We start from the raw sequence: 19,949 nt of genomic DNA on the forward strand, positions 1-19,949 counted from the left end.
GAAGCGACCGTCGTGCTCCCCGGTCACCGGAGGTAATGAATTGGCGGATGGGGCAGACTACGAAAGGGGCAGGGCGTCTTCTTGCTACGACTTACCATACGTTTTTTCGCCTTTATCACGCGGCACGTCTTCTTCCAATCCGTCCCCCTCTGTTTTTCTCCGGAACCCCCGCAGTGCAGCACCGGACCGCCCCGCAAGAAAATCTGCTGCGAAGTCCGCGGCCAGGCCGATTCCCGTTTGCAACAGTGTGGCCCAGAACCGGTGAAACAGGCCGCTGGACCCACCCGATGCGGCAGGCGAACCATACATACCGGTTGGTTGTGTCGTTCGTGATACGTGCCGCCGCTTCCGGAAAATCATTTTCCCTATAAGAAGGCCTGCCGCCAGGGCCACCAGCGCACTGAGCGCCGGATGCTTCTTCGCACCTGCCCAGACTGCTTTCGGCGCCGAACCGACTTCGTTCTCGATCCGCCTGAGTCGCCCTTGAATGGACGCTTGCGTACCCGCAATCTGCCTCTCAAGGGCCGCTCTGTCTTCCGGCTCCCCCGAGTAAAAAAGTCCCCCTCTCTCACGGGAAGAGACCGCATGTCCTGCGTGATCACTCACCGGCTTCCTCGTCGGAAAAATGCTTACCGTTATTTGATGGGGGCCGGGACGCTCCTTCCGAAAGATGCGGGATGTCCGCACTATCCGGTTTGCGGGCGCGTACCCGACGATCGCGCGCATACAATATACCGGTCCACAGAAAAAGCAAACCGGTCACCACGAGAAACCCCCAGGCCGGATGCCCCAACGCCCAGCCGGCAAACAACGCCAGCGTAACGAGCATAAACAATCCTGAAACCAGACTTGCGATGATCAGCGCGACTTTGAGGGTGGCCTCGTCTATCTTCTGACGAATGTAGTCCTGCACGTCCAGCTGGACCAGCCGCAATCGCAATTCAACCCAGGACGTGAAATCTTCGAGAAGGCCGCGCGTTTCGCTGCCGATGCGGTGTACTTTTCCCGTCTGGCCTGCACCACCGCCCTCGCCCGCTGCAGCTTGATGTTCCTCTGGAGTATGTTGGGGCTCCATGTCCGGCCCGGATTCACTATTTTGGGAGCGCCCGCGCATCCGCGGGCATCCTCATTTATACCCGATTTCGACGATACGGTTTTCCCATGCCGCAACTCGACATATCCCCCACCCCGAATCCCAACAGCCTCAAATGTATGCTCCGCAAGGGTACGTTCATTCCGGAAGGAATGGAGTCCTTCAATTCCGCGGAAGAAGCGGCCGGGCACATCCTGGGGGAACGCCTGTTTTGCATCGGGGGCATTGTCAATGTCTTCATTATGCCCCACTTCCTGACGATCACAAAAAGCGTTGACGCCGATTGGGGCGACATCCTGCCGAAAGTGAAACGGGCAGTGAAAGATACGGGATAGCCATTCGCTTCTTCATAAGTCCGACAGAAAATCCAAGGTATCCACGCCGTCCGGGCGCCAATCGAGTGCGGGCCGCTGCGCTTCGCCGGGAGTAAGGGTTAATCCCTGGAACCTCAGCCGCTTTTGAACCCGGGGCGTGGCGACGACAAGTTGTACGGGCTGCTTGTCCAGCCATGCATTCACATCGGCGGTGTCGTCGTACTCGGCCCAGCGCAGATGGCCGGGCGACTGGATCTCAGGCTCGCCCCGGCTGACAAGAAATTCAAGGCCTTCTCCGTATGCATGAGAGGCATCGACCGCCTCCAGCAAGGCCCGTTGCATGGCAAGCCGCCCCGCTGTCCGGCGATGCGCCGGGAAAACCCCTCGAAATCGCGCCATGGCCTCCAGCAAATCATCCGGGACAAGGCCGCGGGGCGCCCACATCACGGCGACATTACGGCAGCCGAACCCCTCGTGCAACAGTACGTCTTCTGCAAACCGCTCGTACGTTTTGGCCCGCTCCTTGCCGTCGAGCACGCCCACCGCAAAGGAATGTCCACGAAACAGGCAGCGGGCCGGAGGAATGTCGTGCATCCTGCCTGTCGTTTCGCCCTGTCCGTCATCCGGCGCTGGATCCGGGGCCCCGTCGCGCAACCAGGCTATCGTTTCGTCCGAGCCTGTAGCAATGAGCGCATCGGCGCCGGCCAGCAATTCGGAGAGGGGCGCAAAGTTGGCCGCAATATCCGGTGCGAACCGGCAAAGATCAGCCACAAAGGCCGGCAACAACGCCGGGGACTTCGACGAAACGCTTCCGAGATAGCGATGCCCGGTCAACACTACTGCGAGGAAATCCTGCAAACCCACGAGCGGAATATTCCCCGCATTCAGCACACCCACCGTGCAGGGAGAAGAGGCGCTCCGCGACCCTGTCCATGCCTCCAACGCCTCCTCCGTAAGAAGCGACATCTGCTGGTTCACTGCAAACGCCACCGCTTCTTCCGTAAAGGTATTGGGGGCTTCCAGCGTTTCCTCCACGGCGACCTGCCTGGGGTCGTAATCGGGATGCATCCAGGCATCGGCGGCGGCGGCCACTGCACCGACGAGTTCGCGTTTGTCAAACATTGTCCAGGAGGAAATTGCATCCCCGGAGTTCGGCGTGCTCCAGCCGCCCAAGCACTTCGAAGCCGTCACCGCGCCGCACAGCACGATCCTGTGTCAGCACCGCAGATGCGGAATACACATTCGCGAGATCCAGCACAGCCAGCGCGCCTTCCCGGCCTTCTTCCAATGACTCGAAAGGATAGGCCGGATCAACCACCTGGAAACGCATCCAGGGAGGAGGATGAAAAATGCCGTCACCCCGGGAATAACACGAGCTAAGAAGTTCGCACATGCCGTATTCGCTGCGAACGGATGCGTCGCCAAACCCCTCTCTGAGACGCCGGTGCAGGGTGGCTCGCGTGATTTCGCGGCGATGGGTCTTCATACCTCCCGTTTCGATGACTATCGCATCAGGGGGCAGAGAAAAAGAGGTCGTTTCCAGCAGATCGAGCAGACCGAACGCCGCGCCGAATACCATGAGCGCAACCCCCTCGCCCCGGCTCCGATCCGAAAGACGGCGTAAATGCCCCGGATCGCCCAGCACCGATCCGCTTCCCTCCACTCCGAACCGGCGCATCAGAAGATCCACCATGTACAGCAGCGACGAGGCGCTGCCCTGTTCGATATATCCGGGAAGACACGAGGCGAACAGAAACGGGCCCGTTCCGAATTCACCGGCAAAGTGCGCGGAAATCGCCCGCTCGTAGATCGACAGGTCCCGGACGTAATGCCGGCTGCGTACGCCGCTCCCCGTTCCACTGCTCTCAAACACTTTTTCCGCTTTCTCCGGCGGAAACGTGGTGACGGGAACCTGTTTGAAGGCCTCTATGGGCAAAAAAACGAGGCGGCGGGCCGACGGAAGACGGACAGCCTCCATCTGACCGGAACGGTCCCCGGATTTTTGATCGACAGCATGATCCGCCCCGACAAGCGCTTTACTCCATTGAGGATAAATGGCTTTGCAATACCGGCGGTACACGGAATTATGTACATACTGGTGCGCCAGCACCGCCTCTGCCATCTCATCAAAAGCGGCGGGCCTCTCGAGGTCGGTAAATCCCCGGATTACGTTATCGATCGTCATGGAACACACATTCCGGCAAGCGTATGCGCCAAGGCGTTCCTATCCCCCCGTCGGCATCGTACGGCGGGCCAGAAAACGATTCATCAGTACGAAAAGCAGGAGTACGGCGCCCCATTGCGCGAAACAGGTCATCACGCTGTACGCATCGAACGGATTATACCAGGAATCGGGGGCATACTCCGTGGCGGACAGGTACAACCACCACACAAGCAACGCCACCGCCTGCACCGGCACGGCAAAGCGGATCAGGAAGGTCCATGTCCTGCCTACGGACCAGTCTCCCTGTCCGCCCGAAACCACATTGCGTCCAAAGTCGCCGGCCCCGTATCGAATGACGGCAAGGGCTACGAATGCCCCGGAAATCATAAGAGCCACTCCCCATACGAAATCCTGATTCCCCAGAAAATCGAGATACAGCGCGGACGGCACGCCGAGCACGAATCCGAAAATGCCTACGCAGGCAATAGCCTGTTTACGCTGCAATCCTGCGTCAACGAGCACCCGCGTCGCCAGTTCGATCATCGAAATCAACGAGCTGAATGCCGCGAACGACAGCCCGAGAAAGAAAAGCATAGCCATGCCCCGTCCAAAAGGCATACTGGCAAACAACTGGGGCATCCAGATGAAGGTCAGGCCGGTGGAGGCCGGACCGCTGGACTTCATCACCTCAAGCACTTCAGGGCGGGACATTTCGGCGCCCAGTACAGCGAAAACCGTCCCGAAAATCATGATGGCGGCCAGAAGAGAAACAATATTATTCCCTATACCGGTAATGAATGCATTCTTTACAATGCCGTGCTTCCGCTGCATATAGGCGCCGTATGTCAGAATAAGTCCCCAGCCCGCGCCCGTATCCCATGCATTCTGTGTGAGCGCCTCCAGCCACAGGGACGGGCGGGTCAGCAGGTCGAGCTGCGGCGTAAACAGAAAAGCCAGCCCCTGACCTGCGCCGGGCAACGTGACCGCGCGCACTACGGAAATCAGAACGATCAGGAACAGTACGGGAATGAGCACCTTGTTCACGCGTTCGATCCCCGAAATGCCTTTCACCACGATGAACACGCCGCCGCCCATGGCGAGGGCATGAAACAGAAGCGGTAAGCCTCCGGACTGGAAACCTTCCCACACCGCCGTAGCGCCTTGCAGGTCCAGGGGCAACGGCTGACTAACCGAGGTCAGTAAATAATACACGCACCAGCCCGCCACCACGGAATAATAGAACATGATGGCCGTAGCCACGAACGCTACGAACGCGCCCATCCACGCAAACCGCTTGCCTGCGGTCTTGATGAACGACCCCACGACACCCTTGCGCCCATGCCGCCCGAGCGCATATTCCGCAATGATCAGCGGAATGCTCCATATGAACAGAAACACGATCCAGGCGATAAGAAAAGCGCCGGCCCCTTCTGCGCCTCCATTCTGCGCGGCGATGCGCGGGAACCGCCAGATGTTGCCTGTGCCCACGGCAATGCCGAGTACGCTCAGCAATAGCCCGATGCGGCTCGTGAAACGTTGCTCCGTATCCGAATGTCCGGGCATAATGCACTAATAGATTTAATCCGGGAAAGTACAGCGCAGGGGAGAATATACGGCGCGAAGAGCGGCGCTGCGCATATCCCGCACCACACGGTGTCCTGCATAATATCCTATCTTATCCACAGTGGTCATCCGGATGTACGGCTGCCTGACAATCGAACCGCGCCCTGCAAACGCAAGGCCTTCCCCCTCTCGTAAAATCGACAGTTCCCGATGCGCCGGGCGTCTCTCGCCAAGGTATCCGACTCCCCGCCTTCCCGCTTTCGCCGGAATGCGCTTGCCGCATCGACAGGCGTACTCCTGGGCCTTGGCTTTCCGCCGTTTCCCTTTCCCGTGCTGGCATGGGGAGCGCTCGTTCCGCTGCTGATCCTGTGGGCGGAGCAACCCTCGGCGCGGAAAATGTATACGGATGCATGCATTGCCTTTCTGGTTACGTTTCTTGTTGCGTTTCAGTGGCCGCTCTTCCACCAAAACCTGAATACGGCCCTTCTGTCCCTTCCGGCGCTGGTTGCGATCCCCCTGTGGATGGCCGTGCCGTTCGGAATATCGTCTGCGTGCCGGAAACGCCTCGGAAACCATGCCGCGCTTGCGCTGCTGGCCGCGCTTTTCATCCTCATGGAATGGAGTCTGCGACGAGGGCCTCTTGCCCTCCCCTGGGCGCTCCTCGGTCATTCGCAGGCCGAATTTTTCCCCCTCAACCGGCTGGCTCGCTTGGGTGGCGTGCCGCTTCTGACCGCGTTCGTGCTTGCCGCAAATGTCCTCGGCGCTACGATCCTCCTGTCCATAAAAAGATCGATCCGGAAAAATCATGAGGGAAGCAATCCGGGGCTTCGCTTTTTGCGCAGCAAGATCCCGGTGCTCGTGCCGGGAGTTGTGGTCTGTGCAGGTCTGATCGCCGCATTCCTTCCTCCCGACGTGCCCCGAGAAACCGGCCCGCCCCTCACCATCGCGCTGATACAACCGGGCATTTCCGCCGAAACATGGGCGGATTTCGACGATCCGCAAGCGGTGCGCACGCTACTGGCGATGTACGATACATTGGACCCGACCGCCATCGACCTTGCGATATGGCCTGAAACAGCGCTCCCGCCCGGTAATGAACCGCTTCGGAGGCTGGTCCTCCGCCACGTGGAAACCCATGGTATACCGCTCCTGACAGGAGCGATCGACGAAGCGCCGGACGGAAACCGCGACCATGCCGCAAGACCCTGGTTCAATGCCGCCCGATACGTACGACCCGGCCAACCGGATGCAGTGTACCGGAAACGCCGACTTGTACCCTTTGCCGAAGGCGTTCCTTTCGAGAACAGGTGGCCTCTGATGCGGCGCCTTGCGATTCCTGCCGGCGGCGTGGCCGGTTACGTGCCCGGAACATCCCCCGCGCGTATGGATCTCGATGAAATTCCGTTCGGCGTGATGATTTGTTTCGAAACCCTCTTCGACGACACGGCTCGAGAGTACGCAAGGGGCGGAGCGCAATTCCTGATTGCAATTACACAGGACGGCTGGTGGAAAAATTCGTTCGGGTACCGCCAGCACCTGGCATTCAACCGGCTTCGGGCCATTGAAACGGGACGCCCATTTGTACAGACCTCCGTATCCGGCAGTACCGCATCCATACGGCCGGATGGAGCAATCGAGACGCATATTGGTTGGATGGAACGGCGTGTCGCCATCGTACGCATAGCACCGGTGACAAGCCCGACGCCTTATATGCGTTGGGGAGACATCGTTTCTCCCGGAGCAGGCGTTATCGCCCTCATACTGTCGTTCATGGCATTCGTACGCCCCCGCAGATGACCTTGCATGCCCCTTTTGTGTTGGCTTCGGCCTCGGAGCGCCGCCAGCGGCTGCTCCGGAATATGGGCATACGCTTCGAGGTGTGTCCAAGCCACGCCAACGAACAGGTCGAGCCTGGAATGGCCCCCGAAGACATGGTTCAGGTCCTTGCGCTCCGAAAAGCGCGTCATGTGGCGGCACAGTATCCCGATGCGCTTACCCTGGGAGCCGATACGGTGGTCGTACTATCAGGAGATATGCTGGGCAAACCGGACAGTCCCGCCGAGGCCGAACGGATGCTCAGGCGACTCAGTGGAGCCACGCATTCCGTATACACGGGAATCGCTCTCCTGCATCCTCCGTCGAACCGGACCGTACACACTTCCGAGCGCACGGACGTAACATTTCATACCTTAAGTGCTGCCGAAGTAACGGACTATGTGGCATCGGGGTCGCCCCTCGACAAGGCCGGCGCCTATGGCATTCAGGACAACTACGGGCCATTTTTCGTGCGGCGTATCGCCGGAGACTACTACAATGTCGTCGGATTGCCCCTTCATCGATTCTATCGGATTCTCAATGAGCACTTCCCCGACTTGCTTGCAGGAAATTACGGAGCATAACCCCATGCCCGAATTAGCCGATCTGCGCATCCTTCTCATTCAGGCCCGCAACACGGAAGATATCCGTACGCAGGAGCAGGAATGCTTCCGCGAGCACTGTCGTGTGCGCGCCGATCAGATCACTGCCGTGAAGGTTCAGAGCGATCCGCTCGACGCAGATATACTGAACCATGCGGATGCGGTCATGATCGGGGGCGCCGGGGAATATTCGGCAACCATGTCCTATCCCTGGATGCCGGCCCTTACCGACCTGATCCGCCGGATTGCCGACCGCGGCATGCCCGCCTTCGGATCATGCTGGGGGCATCAGATCATCGCCGGGGCCCTGGGGGGGCGCGTCATTCACGACTCCGCCCTCGCGGAAATCGGATGCGGCCCCATGATGCTGACCGAAGCGGGAAAGCAGGACCCTGTGTTCGGCAATTTTCCCGAACGTTTTCTTGCAAATATGGGACATCACGACCGGGTAAGCGAACTTCCCCCGGGGGCCGTGGAACTGGTCGTCTCCGAAACGCAGGGCAATCAGGCTTTTCGGATGGGCGACCTGCCGATCTACGGCACGCAATTTCACAGCGAGCTGGATGCAAGCCGAATGCGCGAACGGTTCTACAGATATCGGTGGAATTATCCCGAACTGGCCGATGAGGAGACGTTCCATGCCCTTCAGGAAGGCCTCGCCGAAACCACCGAGGTAGACAACCTGCTGCACGATTTCCTGATGGAGACGGTGATCGGGAGATAGAGCACAGCTCAGGATTGCCCGCTCCGGTCGGCAAGGCGGTACACGGCCTCCGCATAATCGGCGGTGCCGCCCACCGGCGGATTGCGTTTGCGCACCGTGACTTCAATGCACTCCAGGCCGGAATACGCCTCGCGAATTTCGTGCGCAATGAGAAAGGCCAGTTTCTCGATCAGGTAGAACCGGTTGCGCAAAACGATCTCCTGCACCAACCGGTACACGTGTTCGTAGTCCACGGTATGGGCCAATTCGTCGGTTCGGGCCGCCTCTTCGAAATCAAGCGTCATGGCGACATCCACTTCGTAGCGCCCCCCGATACGATGTTCTTCCTGCATCACTCCGTGGTGCGCATAGAACACTGCATTGACCAATTTGACCGTTCCGTTCGCCATAAGCCGACTATGTGGAATGATTGCAGGATTAAAACTGAAGCGCCTCAAGCAGGGCCGCATCTGCAGGATCGAGCGTCCCGGTGCGGTGCCGGGCTCTGAGTTTCGACACGAAAAGGGTACCGTACAAGCCCAATACCGTGTCTGCCCGGCGGCGATGTTCATCGAACCGAAGCACGACCTCCGCATCCCGGAATTCGTCGGGAACATACACCTGCCTCGGCCCATGCGGGCCTGGCGGGGCCATTGCCGGAAAGCTTTTTCCGGGTTCGAACACCTTGTTACCGAAATGGCATCCTACACACTGCACCGGGGATTTCAGTGCCCGGGGCGGCGTGGACGTTCCGCGCGCCAGCGCGCCATCTTTTCCATATACGAAAAAATCCCAGAATTCGTCCGCACGCTTACGCATCACGGTGGTTTCGGTCAGCGCATCGTCCAGATAATGCTCCCCGAAAAAGATCGTACCCACCGGGTACAGGATGCGCCCGTCTCCTTCCGCCACACCCCGGAGTGCGGTGCGCACCGCTTCTTCGCGTACATAAATGCGCCGCTCCGCGGTCGTCATAACCCCATGTAATGCAACCTGCATCCAGGCAGAGTCGGGAGTGAACCCCGCGCTGTCGGCAAAAGCACGGAGAGAAAGCGGAATCCCGCGCGCCTGATTATAGGAGCGATCGATGAAGACCTCCAGTTCCTCCCACTCGATGCGGCCGTTGCCGTCGGCATCGCGGAGCTGATCGAAAACGGCAGGTTGATGCTGTGCGAACACGTCGAGATCGAGATAAAAACGCCCGGAAAAGTCATGGAGCATGCCGGCCTCGAAAGGGTCGGCGGCTTGCGGCGCTACGTACCCGCCAAAATAGTATTGCAGGAAACGATGCGGCTCGGACTGGTCCACGGACAGGCGCATGAAGGAGTCGGGAAGGTCCGATTCGTCCGGACCGGCGCACGCGCACAGCAGCATGGACAAGGCCATCCCGAGCACGAACTCCCGACCGGAAAACATCTTCTTCCCGCTCTTCATGATACACGGATATTGAGCATGTAACCAGAGTATCCTATAACTCTTCCGGGGACGGCGGGTCCTGTAAGCCGTCACCGCCTGTGTCAGAAGCAAGAAATCGATCCAGCAACGCCTGAGCGCGGAGATCGCCCGGATGGTATCGAAGCAGCGTACGCAAGGTGCGAACAGCTTCGTCCGTACGTCCAAGCTCCCCGTATGCAACGGCAAGATTGCCGAGGGCAGGCGTAAAATCCGGCTGTTTCTCAACAGCCCGGTTCAAAAACCGGAGCGCTCCCTCCCAGTCCTGCTCCTGCATCTCGATGGCGGCCGCATTGACCAGTGCAGGAACAAGATCGGGGTCCAGCGCAAGCGCCCGGTCGAAGAATCGCCCCGCCTCCTCGAACCGTCCTGTTTCAAGATACAGAAACCCGAGGTCGTTCCAGGAGGCCGGATGATGCACCGGGTCTTCATCCAGTCCCGCCAGCCATGCCGATTCGGCTTCCGCAAAGCGGGCGGCTGCATAAAACGCTTCCGCAAGTTTCAGATGAGCCTCCGTAAAGGCCGGCTGCATTTCCACGGCGCGCCTGAGTGCGCCAATCGCCTCGCCCGGGCGATCGGCGCGCAGCAAAGCCACTCCCAACCAATACCGGATGGGGACATCCTCTTCATACACCGAAGCGGCTTCCGAAAGCGCCGCCACCGATTCCTCCACCCGCCCCTGTTCCAACAGCGCTCTTCCCAGAGCAAGACGGGCTTCGGCATGATCGGCCCCGGCCCGGAAGCCGGCTTCCACCTTGACGATCACCGAGTCGAGGTACAACGGCAAGGCGTGAATCTGGTCGTAAAACGCAAAATAGGCAGCGGCTTCCTCAAGCAATCCAAGCCCTTGCCCTGTCTCACCGGGAGGCGCTGTCGCCCGCACCAGCCGGAAGGGCTCGGGGCGCACGAACACGCGCTCGATATCTTCCGGGGCGACGGCAGGCGGCAGTTCACGGCGTATCCAGTGATCCGTAAACGTGACGTGCGGAATGTCGCTCGCACCGCTCGAACGAAGATGGCACGCCACACAGTCCCCGGTCATGGCTTCTGCTTCGGTATGCGCGCTTTCACGCCCGCACACTCCCACCTGCTCCTCTGTCCCTCCCGGAGCATGACATCCTGCACATACCGCATTGAAATGACTGTTTCCCAACTCAGCGACCGGAACATGCGGATCGTGGCACGTCGTGCAGGTCATATCGCTTTCCCGGAAACAGGCGCTCTTTTCAAGGCGGAGCGCATGGCTCGCAATGCCGAAACGTTCCGGATCATTCACCTGATCGGCCGTAACGAATATGCTGCGATGGGCATCGAGGGACGCGCCGGGCCGGTACGTGGAAGGCGTTTCCCCGGGTTTGAACACGGTAGTGCCCGAAAGATGGCACTGGCGGCAAACGGACAGTTGATCGCCGCGAGACAGCCGGGCCGGATGCACGATGGAGGAATCCGGGTTGCCGGCTGCCGGTCCAAGCCCGGCCAATCGCAGATTAATATGCGTGCTGCCCGGCCCATGGCAGCGTTCGCACGTAATCCCGTCGGATACGTCCCGATAGTGATCGAACGTGAACCGGCTGTGCCCGGAAAACCCGTTGTGGCAAGCCATGCATTCCGCCACGACAGGCCGGCTGAAACGCAGGTTTTCCTGGTCGTAGGAAGGGCTCAGATCCCACCGGCGGCGCTCGACATACCAGGTAAGGGGCATCTCCGTCAAATGCCCGTTCACATTCGCCAGATACGAGCGTGTGTGATTCCCGGATCCAATCACCCACTCGACGGGATGCACCCGCTCGTACGTCGTTTGTCCCGCCGCATCAAGGCGGTACTCGCGCTGGAACAGCGTATCCGCATGAACAAAGGCCTCGTAGTAGAAATTCGAGGCTTCGTGGTAGATCGGCGGACCCGGCAGCATCTCCGGAGCAGAAGCCGTGTCAAACCGGGACATGGACCGACCCATCCCGGTCCGATGATAGGACAGGTAGTATTCCTCGTGACAGGATGCACATGCTTCGTCGCCTGCATACGCTGCAACGGACGCCCCCTGCGACGAGGCATCTCCCCGAGGCGGCCCTTCGCCGGTGGCGCATCCGGCCAGCACCGCCAGCAGGGCAAAGACGATGTGCGGCCGAATCGGCGGCCCGTGCATTATCTCCTCGACGTAAGCGCCCCCAGAACAACGCCGGCCAGAAAGGAAACCAGCAGCGCGGTTCCGGGATGTTTTTTGGCGTAGGTGCGTACTGAACCGTACGTTTCGTTGGCGTAATCCGAAACGCGAGAGGCCGTACGCAGAAACTGCTCGTACGCTTCCGTAACCATGTGTTCCACATCCTCGAGTTGCGCCTTTTCCTCCGGAGTCATCGGTTCGTCGCTGGAATCCGCCGGCTCCCCGTTGAGTGGATCGACCGGAGGGGTCTTGTCGTCCGGTTTGCTTTTCGAAGATTTTTGAGCAGGCATAGTTCAGGGCCGATGGTTCCGGTCAATAATTTACGGGAGGGTGCGTTACAACGGGGTTACACGCGCCAAAAATGTTTTTTTTCCACACCCGGCCGGATATTATCCAAAAAGCATGGCTTTGCTGCAACATATTCGGCGGTTGGTTGGTACGGTGCAGCAGCGTTTCCCCATGTTTTCGATTGCCTTGTCATTGCCCGCCGCTTCCTTCGCGGCAAGCGCAAAACGATATATTGCTTCCACCTGTATGCGTTACCTCCTGACGCTTCTCGTTACGGCGCTTGTTTTCCTGTGTGCCATGCCTGCGGGAGATGCATCGGGACAGGACACGCCCGGTTCTGCCCCGGAACGGGCAGAGCGCGCTTTTGTCGAGGCGCACGCACTCTATACGACCCGTCTGTACCGCGAAGCGATCCAGGCCTTTGCCGACTTCCGGAGAAGTCATCCCGATCATCTCCATGCGATCGACGCCCTGTATTATGAAGCCGAAGCCCATCTGGCTCTCGGCTTTCACGACGAAGCGATCGCACTCTTCGAACGACTGGAAACAGAATACCCCGGACATCCCCTCGCTTCAAAATCCCGTCTGGCTCTCGGTAATTTCTTCTACCTGAACGAGGAATATGATCAGGCGCTTGGCGTATTCTCGAACCTGCTCGACGACGATCCGAAGCCGGACATTGCAGCAAAAACCCTGTACCGCATGGGCGCTTCGGCGCGGTATCTTGACCGGAACGAGGAAGCCCTCGGGTATTTCGAGCGAGCCGCCAACGAGCACCGGGAAACCGAGTATGCCCCCGTTGCCCTGTACGCAAGCGGATACACCCGGATCGGGCTGGAACGCTACGACGAGGCCGCCGAAGCGCTCGAGCTTCTTGCCGCGCGCTATCCGGAATCGCCTCATGTACGGAATATCGGACTGGCGCTGGCCGAAGTGTACTACGAACTCGGCGATTACGATCGGGTGTTGTCGGAAATCGAAAGGCGTGTCGGCGGACTGGATGAAGCCGGGCGGGAACGTGCGCTCTTCCTGCAAGCGGAATCCCTCAATCAGTTGCGCGACAGCGAGCAGGCAATCGTGCACTACCGGCGCTTCCTCGATCGCTACCCCGGGAGCGCCTACGAGCGGCGTGCGATCTATGGCCTTGGATGGAATTACTATTTCGAGGGCGTACACCAGTGGGCCGCCGAACGGTTCGCGGAAGTGCGAGACGGCCACAATGACGATCTGGCCGCCCGCGCCACGTACTACGAAGCCATTAACCAGGACCTTGCCCTCGAACCCCTTGCAGCGATTGCGCTCCTTGAAAGCTTTTTATCGCAATGGCCGGAGCATGAACTTTCGACTCATGCCCATTTCGAACTCGCTGTCCTGTATTACCGGCAACATCGCTGGGACGACGCCTATCGCGTTTTTGGCGTAATGCAGGAGACCTGGCCGGGGCACGACCTTGCCGGAGAAGCAGCGTACTACCGAGCCAATGCGGCCATCGCACTGGGTAATTTTGAGGAGGCCTTCAGCCATTTCGACCGGGCCGTCAATGCAGGAGCCGCTTCCGAGCGCCTGCGGGAAGAAGTACGTTTTCAGCGCGCCTGGCTATCGTACCGCAGCGCATCGTATCGGGAAGCAATGTATGGATTCCTGGAGATCCATGAGTTGTCGCCCCGGTCGGAGCGTGGTCAGGAAGCATTGTTCTGGGCTGCCGAAAGTATCTATCAACTCGATAACATGGCCCGCGCAGAAGAACTCTTTACGCGGTACATCCGGGACGTCCCTGAAGGAAAACACGTTACGGCTGCCTGGTATGCGCTCGGCTGGACACATTTCCGGCGCAGCCGGTACGGGGACGCGGTGGAAGCGTTTCAGGTATTCCTGGACCGGCACCGCACTTCCGATGAAGATGGATTTGTTTCCTATCATACCGATGTCCTTCTGCGCCTTGCTGATAGCTACTATGCATTAAAGCAATACACAAATGCAATCAGGACGTACCGGCTTGTTGGAGACCAAGGGGGCGACTACGCGCTGTACCAGATTGCGCAAGCCTTCGACCATGCGGGCGAAGCCTATGAAGCCGTAAGCGCATTCCGGGAATTACTGGAATTTCATCCGGGCAGCCAGTGGGCCCAGGAAGCCCGCTACAGCCTGGGCCATCTCTTCTTCAGAAATCAGGATTATGACCAGGCCGTCGAGGAATACAACGCCCTGCTCAGAACCTGGCCCCGGGACCCACTGGCTGCGAAAGCGCAATACGGAATCGGGGACGCCCTGTTCAATGCCGGGCGCGCCGAAGAAGCCGTAGGCGCCTATCGCGTGGTGCTCGAAGAATATCCCGGCAGTACATACGTTTCCGATGCCGCAGCCGGCATCCAGATCGCCCTGCTTTCCACGGGCGACACAGAAGCGGCGGCAGCATTTCTCGATGAATTTGCCGAGCAAAATCCGGATTCGCCGGTCACCGATGAGCTCCGGTTCCGGCTGGCTGAAATCAACCTGCAAAGCGGACAAACGGACGAAGCCCTCACCAGACTACTTGATTTCATTCAGCAAAGCAGCAACGAATACCTGCTTTCGGAGACCCACTATTACCTCGGCATCATTTTCGAAGAACGCGACCAGCATGAGGAAGCGATTCCGCATTTCGTACAGGTGATCGAGGAATACTCCGGAAGCGAACGCTTTCCGGACGCATCCCGTCGGCTTGGCGGCATCTACCTGCAAGGGGAGCGCACACTGGAAGCGCTTGATGTTTTTCAGTATCTCGAATCCGACAGTGACGGGGACCAGCGGCTTGTAGCGGAAGCCCGCTACGGTCAGGGTATGGCCCTGCTCCAACTGGGTCGGTCGGAAGAAGCGGAACAGTTGCTCCAGGATGCCATCGATGCGGCGCCTGACGCCGTGGAAACGTACCCGGCATATCTTGGTCTTGCCCGCGTATATCAGGAAACCGAACGCTACGGGGATGCCGAGCCGCTGTACCGGCATGTGGCACGCAACAGCCGGGATGAGACAGGTGCGGAAGCGCTGTACCGTCTCGGTGTACTATTGAGAGAAACGGGACAGGCCGAACAGGCCCTGGAGGAATTCGGGCGGCTGCCTGTGCTGTTCCTCGGATTCAACGAATGGGTCGCTCGCGGCTATCTGGAACAGGCCCGCGCCTTTCAGGCGCTCGGGGAGATAGGGGAAGCCGCCAGTATGTACGATCTCGTGCTCAGCGAATTCGGGGGAACCCCCCACGCAGTAATCGCCGAACAGGAAAAAGAAGCGCTCTAACCCATGCGTACGCGCCTCGCCGACATATACAGACCACATTTCGCCCGCCGGGCAATCTGCGTTCATGGGAATGCAGTTACGCGGACGGGCGCATTCCGTAACGTATTCCCCACACGGAACGGATGCACAGCCCGTTTACTCGCATGGGTGATAGGCCTGTGCACCATCTTACCCGTCTATGCACAGGATACCGAAGAACCGGCCCCTGTACTCCCTGATCTTACCCCGCAGGTCGTGGAAATCCGGACGGGGCTGGATATCTCGTTGCCATCGCTCCAGAGACAACCTCTGATCGGATTCAACCCGCCGCCACGCGTGGCTTCCGTTCCAGCGGACCGGAGACCCTATGCAGAAGTGTACAAGCAGGAAAGCGCCGATCTTCCGGACAGCCCGCTGGCTGCCCTGGATCCGGACCCTATCGCATCCCTGAGCAGCGGCGCACCTGGCCGCGGGATGGCGGAGGCCGCCGCCGGGCGATACCTGGGACGGCTGATCCGTCTGCGTACCGAGTTGCCGTTATCCCGCAATGCGGCATTCCACGCACGCGTCGATTATGCAGGCAGCGAAGGACATTCTCCCGCCGATATACCCGAAAACATATCGGCATCCTTTAATACGTTCGAAGCCCTTGTCGGCCTGCAACAGAAAACCGGGCCTGTTTCATTCGGTCTGGACCTGGATGGTCTTGTGCATGCCCGGCGTATGTATGGCGCCGTGCCAGGCGCCCGCCATATATCCGGCTTGCGAACGACGCCGTTGCGCACCGGGCAGGGCGGCGGCGGCGCAATATGGATCAAAACGAACGCCGCGGCCCGGGTGGATTTCCATGCCCGCGCACGATATGGTGCGCATTCCTGGGAAACGAATGCAAACCTTCGAGAATCTGAAACCGACAGCGACACATTTACCCGCAACGAATCGGTCTGGGTACTGGAAAGCGAACTGGCGCTTCCTGTAACGAGCGGCAGCGAACTTGCGGGAGACGTACGCTATACGCAACTCGGGTTCGATACGGAAGAAATAAACAGCGTTTCGATGCTGGATATCGGAGCCGGAACCCGTATCCGCTCCGGCCCGCGGCTTCAAGCCATGGGAGGCATACGCTTCCTGACCTTTACAGAGAGCGATTCGACTTCCTCTACCTGGATCGCGCCGGACATCCACCTCGATTTCCGGCTGTTGCCGGGTCTGCAATTCTACGCACGCAACGATGCGCGTGCGGAACATCGTTCCACCGCATCCATGTACCGGGAAAATCCGTTTCTCGTGGATCGCCCGATCGTGCAACCCACCGTCTATACCCTCGACATGCGGATAGGCGGACGCATGCAGGTCAACGTAGTCGGGATTGACGTGTATGGCGGCTACGCCAATGCCCCTAATTTTCGCTATTTCGAGGCGGCCAGGATCGGCGAATCCCGTGGATACGCACAGGGCATGATAGCAGCCCGGTATGCCGAGGCAACCATTGCTTACGCCGGCGGAGACCTGTCTGTCCACCTTCCGGCGGGACTGAGCATAGCCGCGGGAATCACGTTCCGGAACGGCAAACTGAAGGAAGACGACACGGACATCCCCTATTTCGGGCCGGTTACGGGTCGTGGAGGCCTTTCGTGGTCATTCCGGAACGGCAGGGGCTTTCTGCAAACCACGCTGGACTACGAGGGTGCACGGCACATTACCGCCGGGGGCATACAAAAGCTCGACGGCTACTTCGACGTAGACGCCAGCGCCCTGTACCCGATCACCCAACGCATCGGGGTACTCCTTCGCCTGGACAACATCGTTGCCGGAAGCGCCGCGCGCTGGGAGCATTACGACCGGACGCCGTTCGCCATATCGCTCGGCGCCCGAACCCAATGGTAAACCGGAGCTTCTCCATGTCTCAGAACGATGTCCGGGATCAGGTCAAAGATGCGCTGGCGGAAATCGTCAGGGAAACGCTGGCGGCCCGTCAGGACATACAGGTACCCGGCCTGGGAAGCTTTTGCATCGTACACCATGCAGCAACACGCGTGCGCACGAAGCAGGGCGGCATGGAATTCATCCCCCCCCGAAACAAAATCAGATTCACGCCACAGGCGTAATGGAGCGCGGGGATGGATTTGGACCTCACCCAGGAGATCGCACAGCGCCTCGGGTCTTCGCCCAAGGCAGTGGGCCCTCTGTTAGAGGAGGTCGTACAGCGCATTCTTCAAACAACGGCACAAGGCAAAACAGCCCGCCTCCCGGGAACCGGTATCTTTCAGGATCACGGCGCAGGGCTCGTTTTCGAGCCCGACCCCGGTTTGGCCGAAATCGTCAATGCCCCGTTTTCCGGCCTGGACACCATTACCCTCACGCAACCGGCGCAGGTCAGCGAAACGGGCAGGGCTCTACGCGGCCGTCGGACGCGCAGAAGCATGCCCCATGCCAGCCGCAGGCGCATGCGAAAACATTCGCAAGAACACGTGCTGCCCGGAATCGGCATGATCGTTATCGTAGGAATAATCGCCGCGGGCGCCTGGTTCATGCTGGCTGATCGAACCGCAGATCCTGCCAGGCCGGACATTGCCATCAGTGCCTCGGAAGAATCCGTACCCGGCGATTTCAGCTCCCCTGGAGATACACTGCCCCTCGAGTCCGAAACCTCTCCTGTCCTTGTCCCTCCCGTCCCGAACGACACTCTCGCAGCGCGGCCTGCACCGTTGCGGGGCGACGAAGATATTGACCGGACTCTTGGAGGCTACACGATCATCGTCTTCTCGGAAACGAACGAAGAAGACGCCCGGAACGCCGCGCAAAGCTGGCGCGAGCAGGGATTCCGCGTAATCATCCTTCCCGATATGCAGGACGACACCCCCCGGTACCGGGTAGGCGTCGGGCAATTCGACCTTCTCGAAGAGGCGGCCCGAATACGCGATGCACTGGCGGGAAGCGAATTGCCTCAGGACGCCTGGGTTCTTCGTATTTAAAGAATGCTCTGATTAACCACCGAAGTTCTATCTTTACCCGACCGGCACAAAACCGGCGTATTCGCCCCGCTACCCTTTTCATCGAATCCATTTGCCGTACACCCGATGACGAATTCGACCCTGTTGCAACCCCAATCTGTCACCTTGCCTGCCGACACCCTGGCGAATCTGTCGCAAGCCGCCGGGCCGGAACAGACGAGCCTGCTGGACACCCTCATACTGGGCGGGTGGATCATGATTCCGATCTTCCTCCTCTCCTTTGTCGCTATCTACCTGTTCGTTGAGCGGCTCGTCACGATCCGCAAGGCAAAAACCGATCCGGAGACGCTGACCCAACGCGTACGCGACTATGTTCAGGAAGGAGACGTCAAGGGCGCCATGGGATACTGCGAATCCAGCGATAAACCTGTCGCCCGCATTCTTCGCCACGGGCTGGAGCGGCTGGGACGGCCTATATCCGAAATTCAGGATGCGGTTCAGGCGCAGGGCAAGCACGAAACCTTCGAGTTGGAAAAACGCACCGAACTTCTTGCAAGCATTGCGGGCATTGCGCCGATGCTCGGTTTTCTTGGAACGGTAACCGGAATGATCCAGGCCTTTCAGGAAATTCAGGTCCTCGAAGGCAACGTGAATCCGAGCGTACTCGCAGGCGGCATATGGGAAGCCTTGCTGACGACGGCGGCAGGGCTGGTGGTCGGTATCCTCGCCTTTTTCTTCTACAACTTTCTCCTGTCGAAAATCCGGCGGCTTGTAAACGACATGGAACGTTCGGCCACCGACTTCATCGACCTCTTGCAGGAACCGGCGCCGACGGGAAAATAAGCCGATAGGCCACACCCTCAATACGGTACCGCCCTATGCATTCCGCGCCTTGATTGCAAAGGGACAGGCCGCCCCCAAGTCCGACATACTCAGGGACCATGAACTTCAACTTCTCCAGCAATAACAAACCGCTTTCGACGTACAGTCTGGCAGGACTCACGGATATCGTGTTGCTCCTGCTCGTCTTTTTTCTCCTGACGTCGAATTTCATTCCTCAATTCGGCATTCAGGTGAATCTGCCGCAGGCCGAAACCTCTGCCCCGATGGACGACCAATACGTCTCGGTGGCCATCACCGCAGACGGGCAATATTACGTGAACCAAAATCCGGTTCAGCGGGAGCAACTGGCAGATGCCCTGCGTGAAGCGAAAGGAGATCGAACCGCTCTGGTCCTGCGCGCCGACGAAGAAGCAACCGTGGCGCAATTCGCACTGGTGGCGAATCTCGCGCGCGCCCTGGATCTGCGCGTGCTCATGGCCACGGAGCGCGGCCGCCCATAATCTTTTCCGTTCCGCGGTCGTACTCTTGCACGCGGCATGCTTTTTGCTCCAATCCCCGCAAAAACACACAACGCTTGCCGGTCTTCAACCTGTTCGTTAGTTCGTACTCCTCCATGCTCCGCAAACTGATTTTCATCGCCATGCTGGCGGGTGTGTCCAGCGTCCGGGTCGGGCATGCTCAGCAACCCGGACACATCGTACGCGGACAGGTCCTTGACGCACAGACAGGAGAGTCCCTGCCGTCG

The 19,949-nt window shown here is 59.4% G+C and carries 19 protein-coding genes; 10 read left to right on the forward strand and 9 right to left on the reverse strand.

Annotated elements, in window-relative coordinates; all coding sequences use genetic code 11:
* Window positions 1–84: 84 nt before the first annotated feature.
* Together F4Y00_09060 and F4Y00_09065 are read right to left on the reverse strand one after the other, a co-directional pair.
* Window positions 85–606 (reverse strand): hypothetical protein, encoded by a 522-nt coding sequence (locus tag F4Y00_09060; GenBank protein ID MYE05102.1) that lies wholly within the window; start codon window positions 604–606, stop codon window positions 85–87.
* Window positions 599–1,114 carry a phage holin family protein gene (locus F4Y00_09065; GenBank protein ID MYE05103.1) on the reverse strand — a complete coding sequence of 172 codons (516 nt, stop codon included), beginning with the start codon at window positions 1,112–1,114 and terminating at the stop codon, window positions 599–601. The genes F4Y00_09060 and F4Y00_09065 overlap by 8 nt, the downstream gene beginning before the upstream one ends.
* Window positions 1,115–1,161: 47 nt before the next feature.
* Here F4Y00_09065 and F4Y00_09070 point away from each other — a divergent pair, with 47 nt between their 5' ends.
* Entirely contained in the window at window positions 1,162–1,428 is a 267-nt protein-coding gene (locus F4Y00_09070; GenBank protein ID MYE05104.1) for a scaffolding protein, read from the forward strand.
* A 12-nt stretch (window positions 1,429–1,440) separates the two neighbouring features.
* Here the strand turns inward: F4Y00_09070 and F4Y00_09075 are convergent, their stop codons facing one another.
* From F4Y00_09075 to F4Y00_09085, 3 genes are read right to left on the reverse strand one after another with little or no spacing between them, the layout of a single operon-like run.
* Entirely contained in the window at window positions 1,441–2,529 is a 1,089-nt protein-coding gene (locus tag F4Y00_09075) for a hypothetical protein (GenBank protein ID MYE05105.1), read from the reverse strand.
* Window positions 2,522–3,592 carry a hypothetical protein gene (locus F4Y00_09080; GenBank protein ID MYE05106.1) on the reverse strand — a complete coding sequence of 357 codons (1,071 nt, stop codon included), beginning with the start codon at window positions 3,590–3,592 and terminating at the stop codon, window positions 2,522–2,524. Before F4Y00_09080 ends, F4Y00_09075 begins: the two co-directional genes overlap by 8 nt.
* A gap of 39 nt (window positions 3,593–3,631) precedes the next feature.
* Entirely contained in the window at window positions 3,632–5,134 is a 1,503-nt protein-coding gene (locus tag F4Y00_09085) for a sodium-dependent transporter (protein MYE05107.1), read from the reverse strand.
* A gap of 210 nt (window positions 5,135–5,344) precedes the next feature.
* Between F4Y00_09085 and lnt the strand changes: the two genes are divergently transcribed.
* Genes lnt through F4Y00_09100 form a run of 3 tightly spaced genes read left to right on the forward strand, consistent with a single transcriptional unit; the run spans window position 5,345 to window position 8,275 of the window.
* Window positions 5,345–6,931: an apolipoprotein N-acyltransferase gene (gene lnt, locus F4Y00_09090; protein ID MYE05108.1), complete on the forward strand. Its 1,587-nt coding sequence runs from the start codon at window positions 5,345–5,347 to the stop codon at window positions 6,929–6,931.
* Window positions 6,928–7,533: a septum formation inhibitor Maf gene (locus F4Y00_09095; GenBank protein MYE05109.1), complete on the forward strand. Its 606-nt coding sequence runs from the start codon at window positions 6,928–6,930 to the stop codon at window positions 7,531–7,533. The genes lnt and F4Y00_09095 overlap by 4 nt, the downstream gene beginning before the upstream one ends.
* A 4-nt stretch (window positions 7,534–7,537) precedes the next feature.
* Window positions 7,538–8,275 (forward strand): type 1 glutamine amidotransferase, encoded by a 738-nt coding sequence (locus F4Y00_09100; protein ID MYE05110.1) that lies wholly within the window; start codon window positions 7,538–7,540, stop codon window positions 8,273–8,275.
* A gap of 8 nt (window positions 8,276–8,283) precedes the next feature.
* Here the strand turns inward: F4Y00_09100 and folB are convergent, their stop codons facing one another.
* From folB to F4Y00_09120, 4 genes are read right to left on the reverse strand one after another with little or no spacing between them, the layout of a single operon-like run.
* Complete coding sequence (gene folB, locus F4Y00_09105) at window positions 8,284–8,724, reverse strand: dihydroneopterin aldolase (GenBank protein ID MYE05111.1); 441 nt, start codon at window positions 8,722–8,724, stop codon at window positions 8,284–8,286.
* Window positions 8,693–9,688 carry a hypothetical protein gene (locus F4Y00_09110; GenBank protein ID MYE05112.1) on the reverse strand — a complete coding sequence of 332 codons (996 nt, stop codon included), beginning with the start codon at window positions 9,686–9,688 and terminating at the stop codon, window positions 8,693–8,695. Before F4Y00_09110 ends, folB begins: the two co-directional genes overlap by 32 nt.
* A 34-nt stretch (window positions 9,689–9,722) precedes the next feature.
* Window positions 9,723–11,849, reverse strand: a complete 2,127-nt coding sequence (locus F4Y00_09115; protein MYE05113.1) for a tetratricopeptide repeat protein — start codon at window positions 11,847–11,849, stop codon at window positions 9,723–9,725.
* Window positions 11,849–12,157 (reverse strand): hypothetical protein, encoded by a 309-nt coding sequence (locus F4Y00_09120; protein ID MYE05114.1) that lies wholly within the window; start codon window positions 12,155–12,157, stop codon window positions 11,849–11,851. The genes F4Y00_09115 and F4Y00_09120 overlap by 1 nt, the downstream gene beginning before the upstream one ends.
* Before the next feature lie 112 nt (window positions 12,158–12,269).
* Here F4Y00_09120 and F4Y00_09125 point away from each other — a divergent pair, with 112 nt between their 5' ends.
* The 6 genes from F4Y00_09125 to F4Y00_09150 all read left to right on the forward strand — a co-directional run bounded on the left by F4Y00_09125 (window position 12,270) and on the right by F4Y00_09150 (window position 19,704).
* Window positions 12,270–15,428 (forward strand): tetratricopeptide repeat protein, encoded by a 3,159-nt coding sequence (locus F4Y00_09125; GenBank protein MYE05115.1) that lies wholly within the window; start codon window positions 12,270–12,272, stop codon window positions 15,426–15,428.
* A 147-nt stretch (window positions 15,429–15,575) separates the two neighbouring features.
* Window positions 15,576–17,294: a hypothetical protein gene (locus tag F4Y00_09130; protein MYE05116.1), complete on the forward strand. Its 1,719-nt coding sequence runs from the start codon at window positions 15,576–15,578 to the stop codon at window positions 17,292–17,294.
* Window positions 17,288–17,515, forward strand: coding sequence for a hypothetical protein (locus tag F4Y00_09135; protein ID MYE05117.1), 228 nt, complete (start codon window positions 17,288–17,290; stop codon window positions 17,513–17,515). The genes F4Y00_09130 and F4Y00_09135 overlap by 7 nt, the downstream gene beginning before the upstream one ends.
* 12 nt (window positions 17,516–17,527) lie before the next feature.
* On the forward strand, window positions 17,528–18,382 hold the full coding sequence (locus F4Y00_09140; protein MYE05118.1) for a hypothetical protein: 855 nt from the start codon (window positions 17,528–17,530) through the stop codon (window positions 18,380–18,382).
* A 120-nt stretch (window positions 18,383–18,502) separates the two neighbouring features.
* A complete protein-coding gene (locus F4Y00_09145) occupies window positions 18,503–19,204 on the forward strand; it encodes a MotA/TolQ/ExbB proton channel family protein (protein ID MYE05119.1) in 702 nt (233 codons plus the stop codon).
* Window positions 19,205–19,302: 98 nt separating this feature from the next.
* A complete protein-coding gene (locus tag F4Y00_09150; protein MYE05120.1) occupies window positions 19,303–19,704 on the forward strand; it encodes a biopolymer transporter ExbD in 402 nt (133 codons plus the stop codon).
* Window positions 19,705–19,949: the final 245 nt, after the last annotated feature.

Source organism: Bacteroidetes bacterium SB0662_bin_6 (assembly GCA_009839485.1).
Lineage (GTDB): Bacteria > Bacteroidota > Rhodothermia > Rhodothermales > VXPQ01 > VXPQ01.

Bases quoted from the DNA above. Each gene is read 5' to 3' on its own strand.
- F4Y00_09065 (MYE05103.1), bottom strand. From the start codon at position 1,114: ATGCGCGGGCGCTCCCAAAATAGTGAATCCGGGCCGGACATGGAGCCC.
- F4Y00_09095 (MYE05109.1), top strand. From the start codon at position 6,928: ATGACCTTGCATGCCCCTTTTGTGTTGGCTTCGGCCTCGGAGCGCCGC.
- F4Y00_09075 (MYE05105.1), bottom strand. From the start codon at position 2,529: ATGTTTGACAAACGCGAACTCGTCGGTGCAGTGGCCGCCGCCGCCGAT.
- F4Y00_09070 (MYE05104.1), top strand. From the start codon at position 1,162: ATGCCGCAACTCGACATATCCCCCACCCCGAATCCCAACAGCCTCAAA.
- lnt (MYE05108.1), top strand. From the start codon at position 5,345: ATGCGCCGGGCGTCTCTCGCCAAGGTATCCGACTCCCCGCCTTCCCGC.
- F4Y00_09120 (MYE05114.1), bottom strand. From the start codon at position 12,157: ATGCCTGCTCAAAAATCTTCGAAAAGCAAACCGGACGACAAGACCCCT.
- F4Y00_09140 (MYE05118.1), top strand. From the start codon at position 17,528: ATGGATTTGGACCTCACCCAGGAGATCGCACAGCGCCTCGGGTCTTCG.
- folB (MYE05111.1), bottom strand. From the start codon at position 8,724: ATGCGGCCCTGCTTGAGGCGCTTCAGTTTTAATCCTGCAATCATTCCA.
- F4Y00_09110 (MYE05112.1), bottom strand. From the start codon at position 9,688: ATGAAGAGCGGGAAGAAGATGTTTTCCGGTCGGGAGTTCGTGCTCGGG.
- F4Y00_09100 (MYE05110.1), top strand. From the start codon at position 7,538: ATGCCCGAATTAGCCGATCTGCGCATCCTTCTCATTCAGGCCCGCAAC.
- F4Y00_09150 (MYE05120.1), top strand. From the start codon at position 19,303: ATGAACTTCAACTTCTCCAGCAATAACAAACCGCTTTCGACGTACAGT.
- F4Y00_09080 (MYE05106.1), bottom strand. From the start codon at position 3,592: ATGACGATCGATAACGTAATCCGGGGATTTACCGACCTCGAGAGGCCC.
- F4Y00_09135 (MYE05117.1), top strand. From the start codon at position 17,288: ATGGTAAACCGGAGCTTCTCCATGTCTCAGAACGATGTCCGGGATCAG.
- F4Y00_09125 (MYE05115.1), top strand. From the start codon at position 12,270: ATGGCTTTGCTGCAACATATTCGGCGGTTGGTTGGTACGGTGCAGCAG.
- F4Y00_09085 (MYE05107.1), bottom strand. From the start codon at position 5,134: ATGCCCGGACATTCGGATACGGAGCAACGTTTCACGAGCCGCATCGGG.
- F4Y00_09115 (MYE05113.1), bottom strand. From the start codon at position 11,849: ATGCACGGGCCGCCGATTCGGCCGCACATCGTCTTTGCCCTGCTGGCG.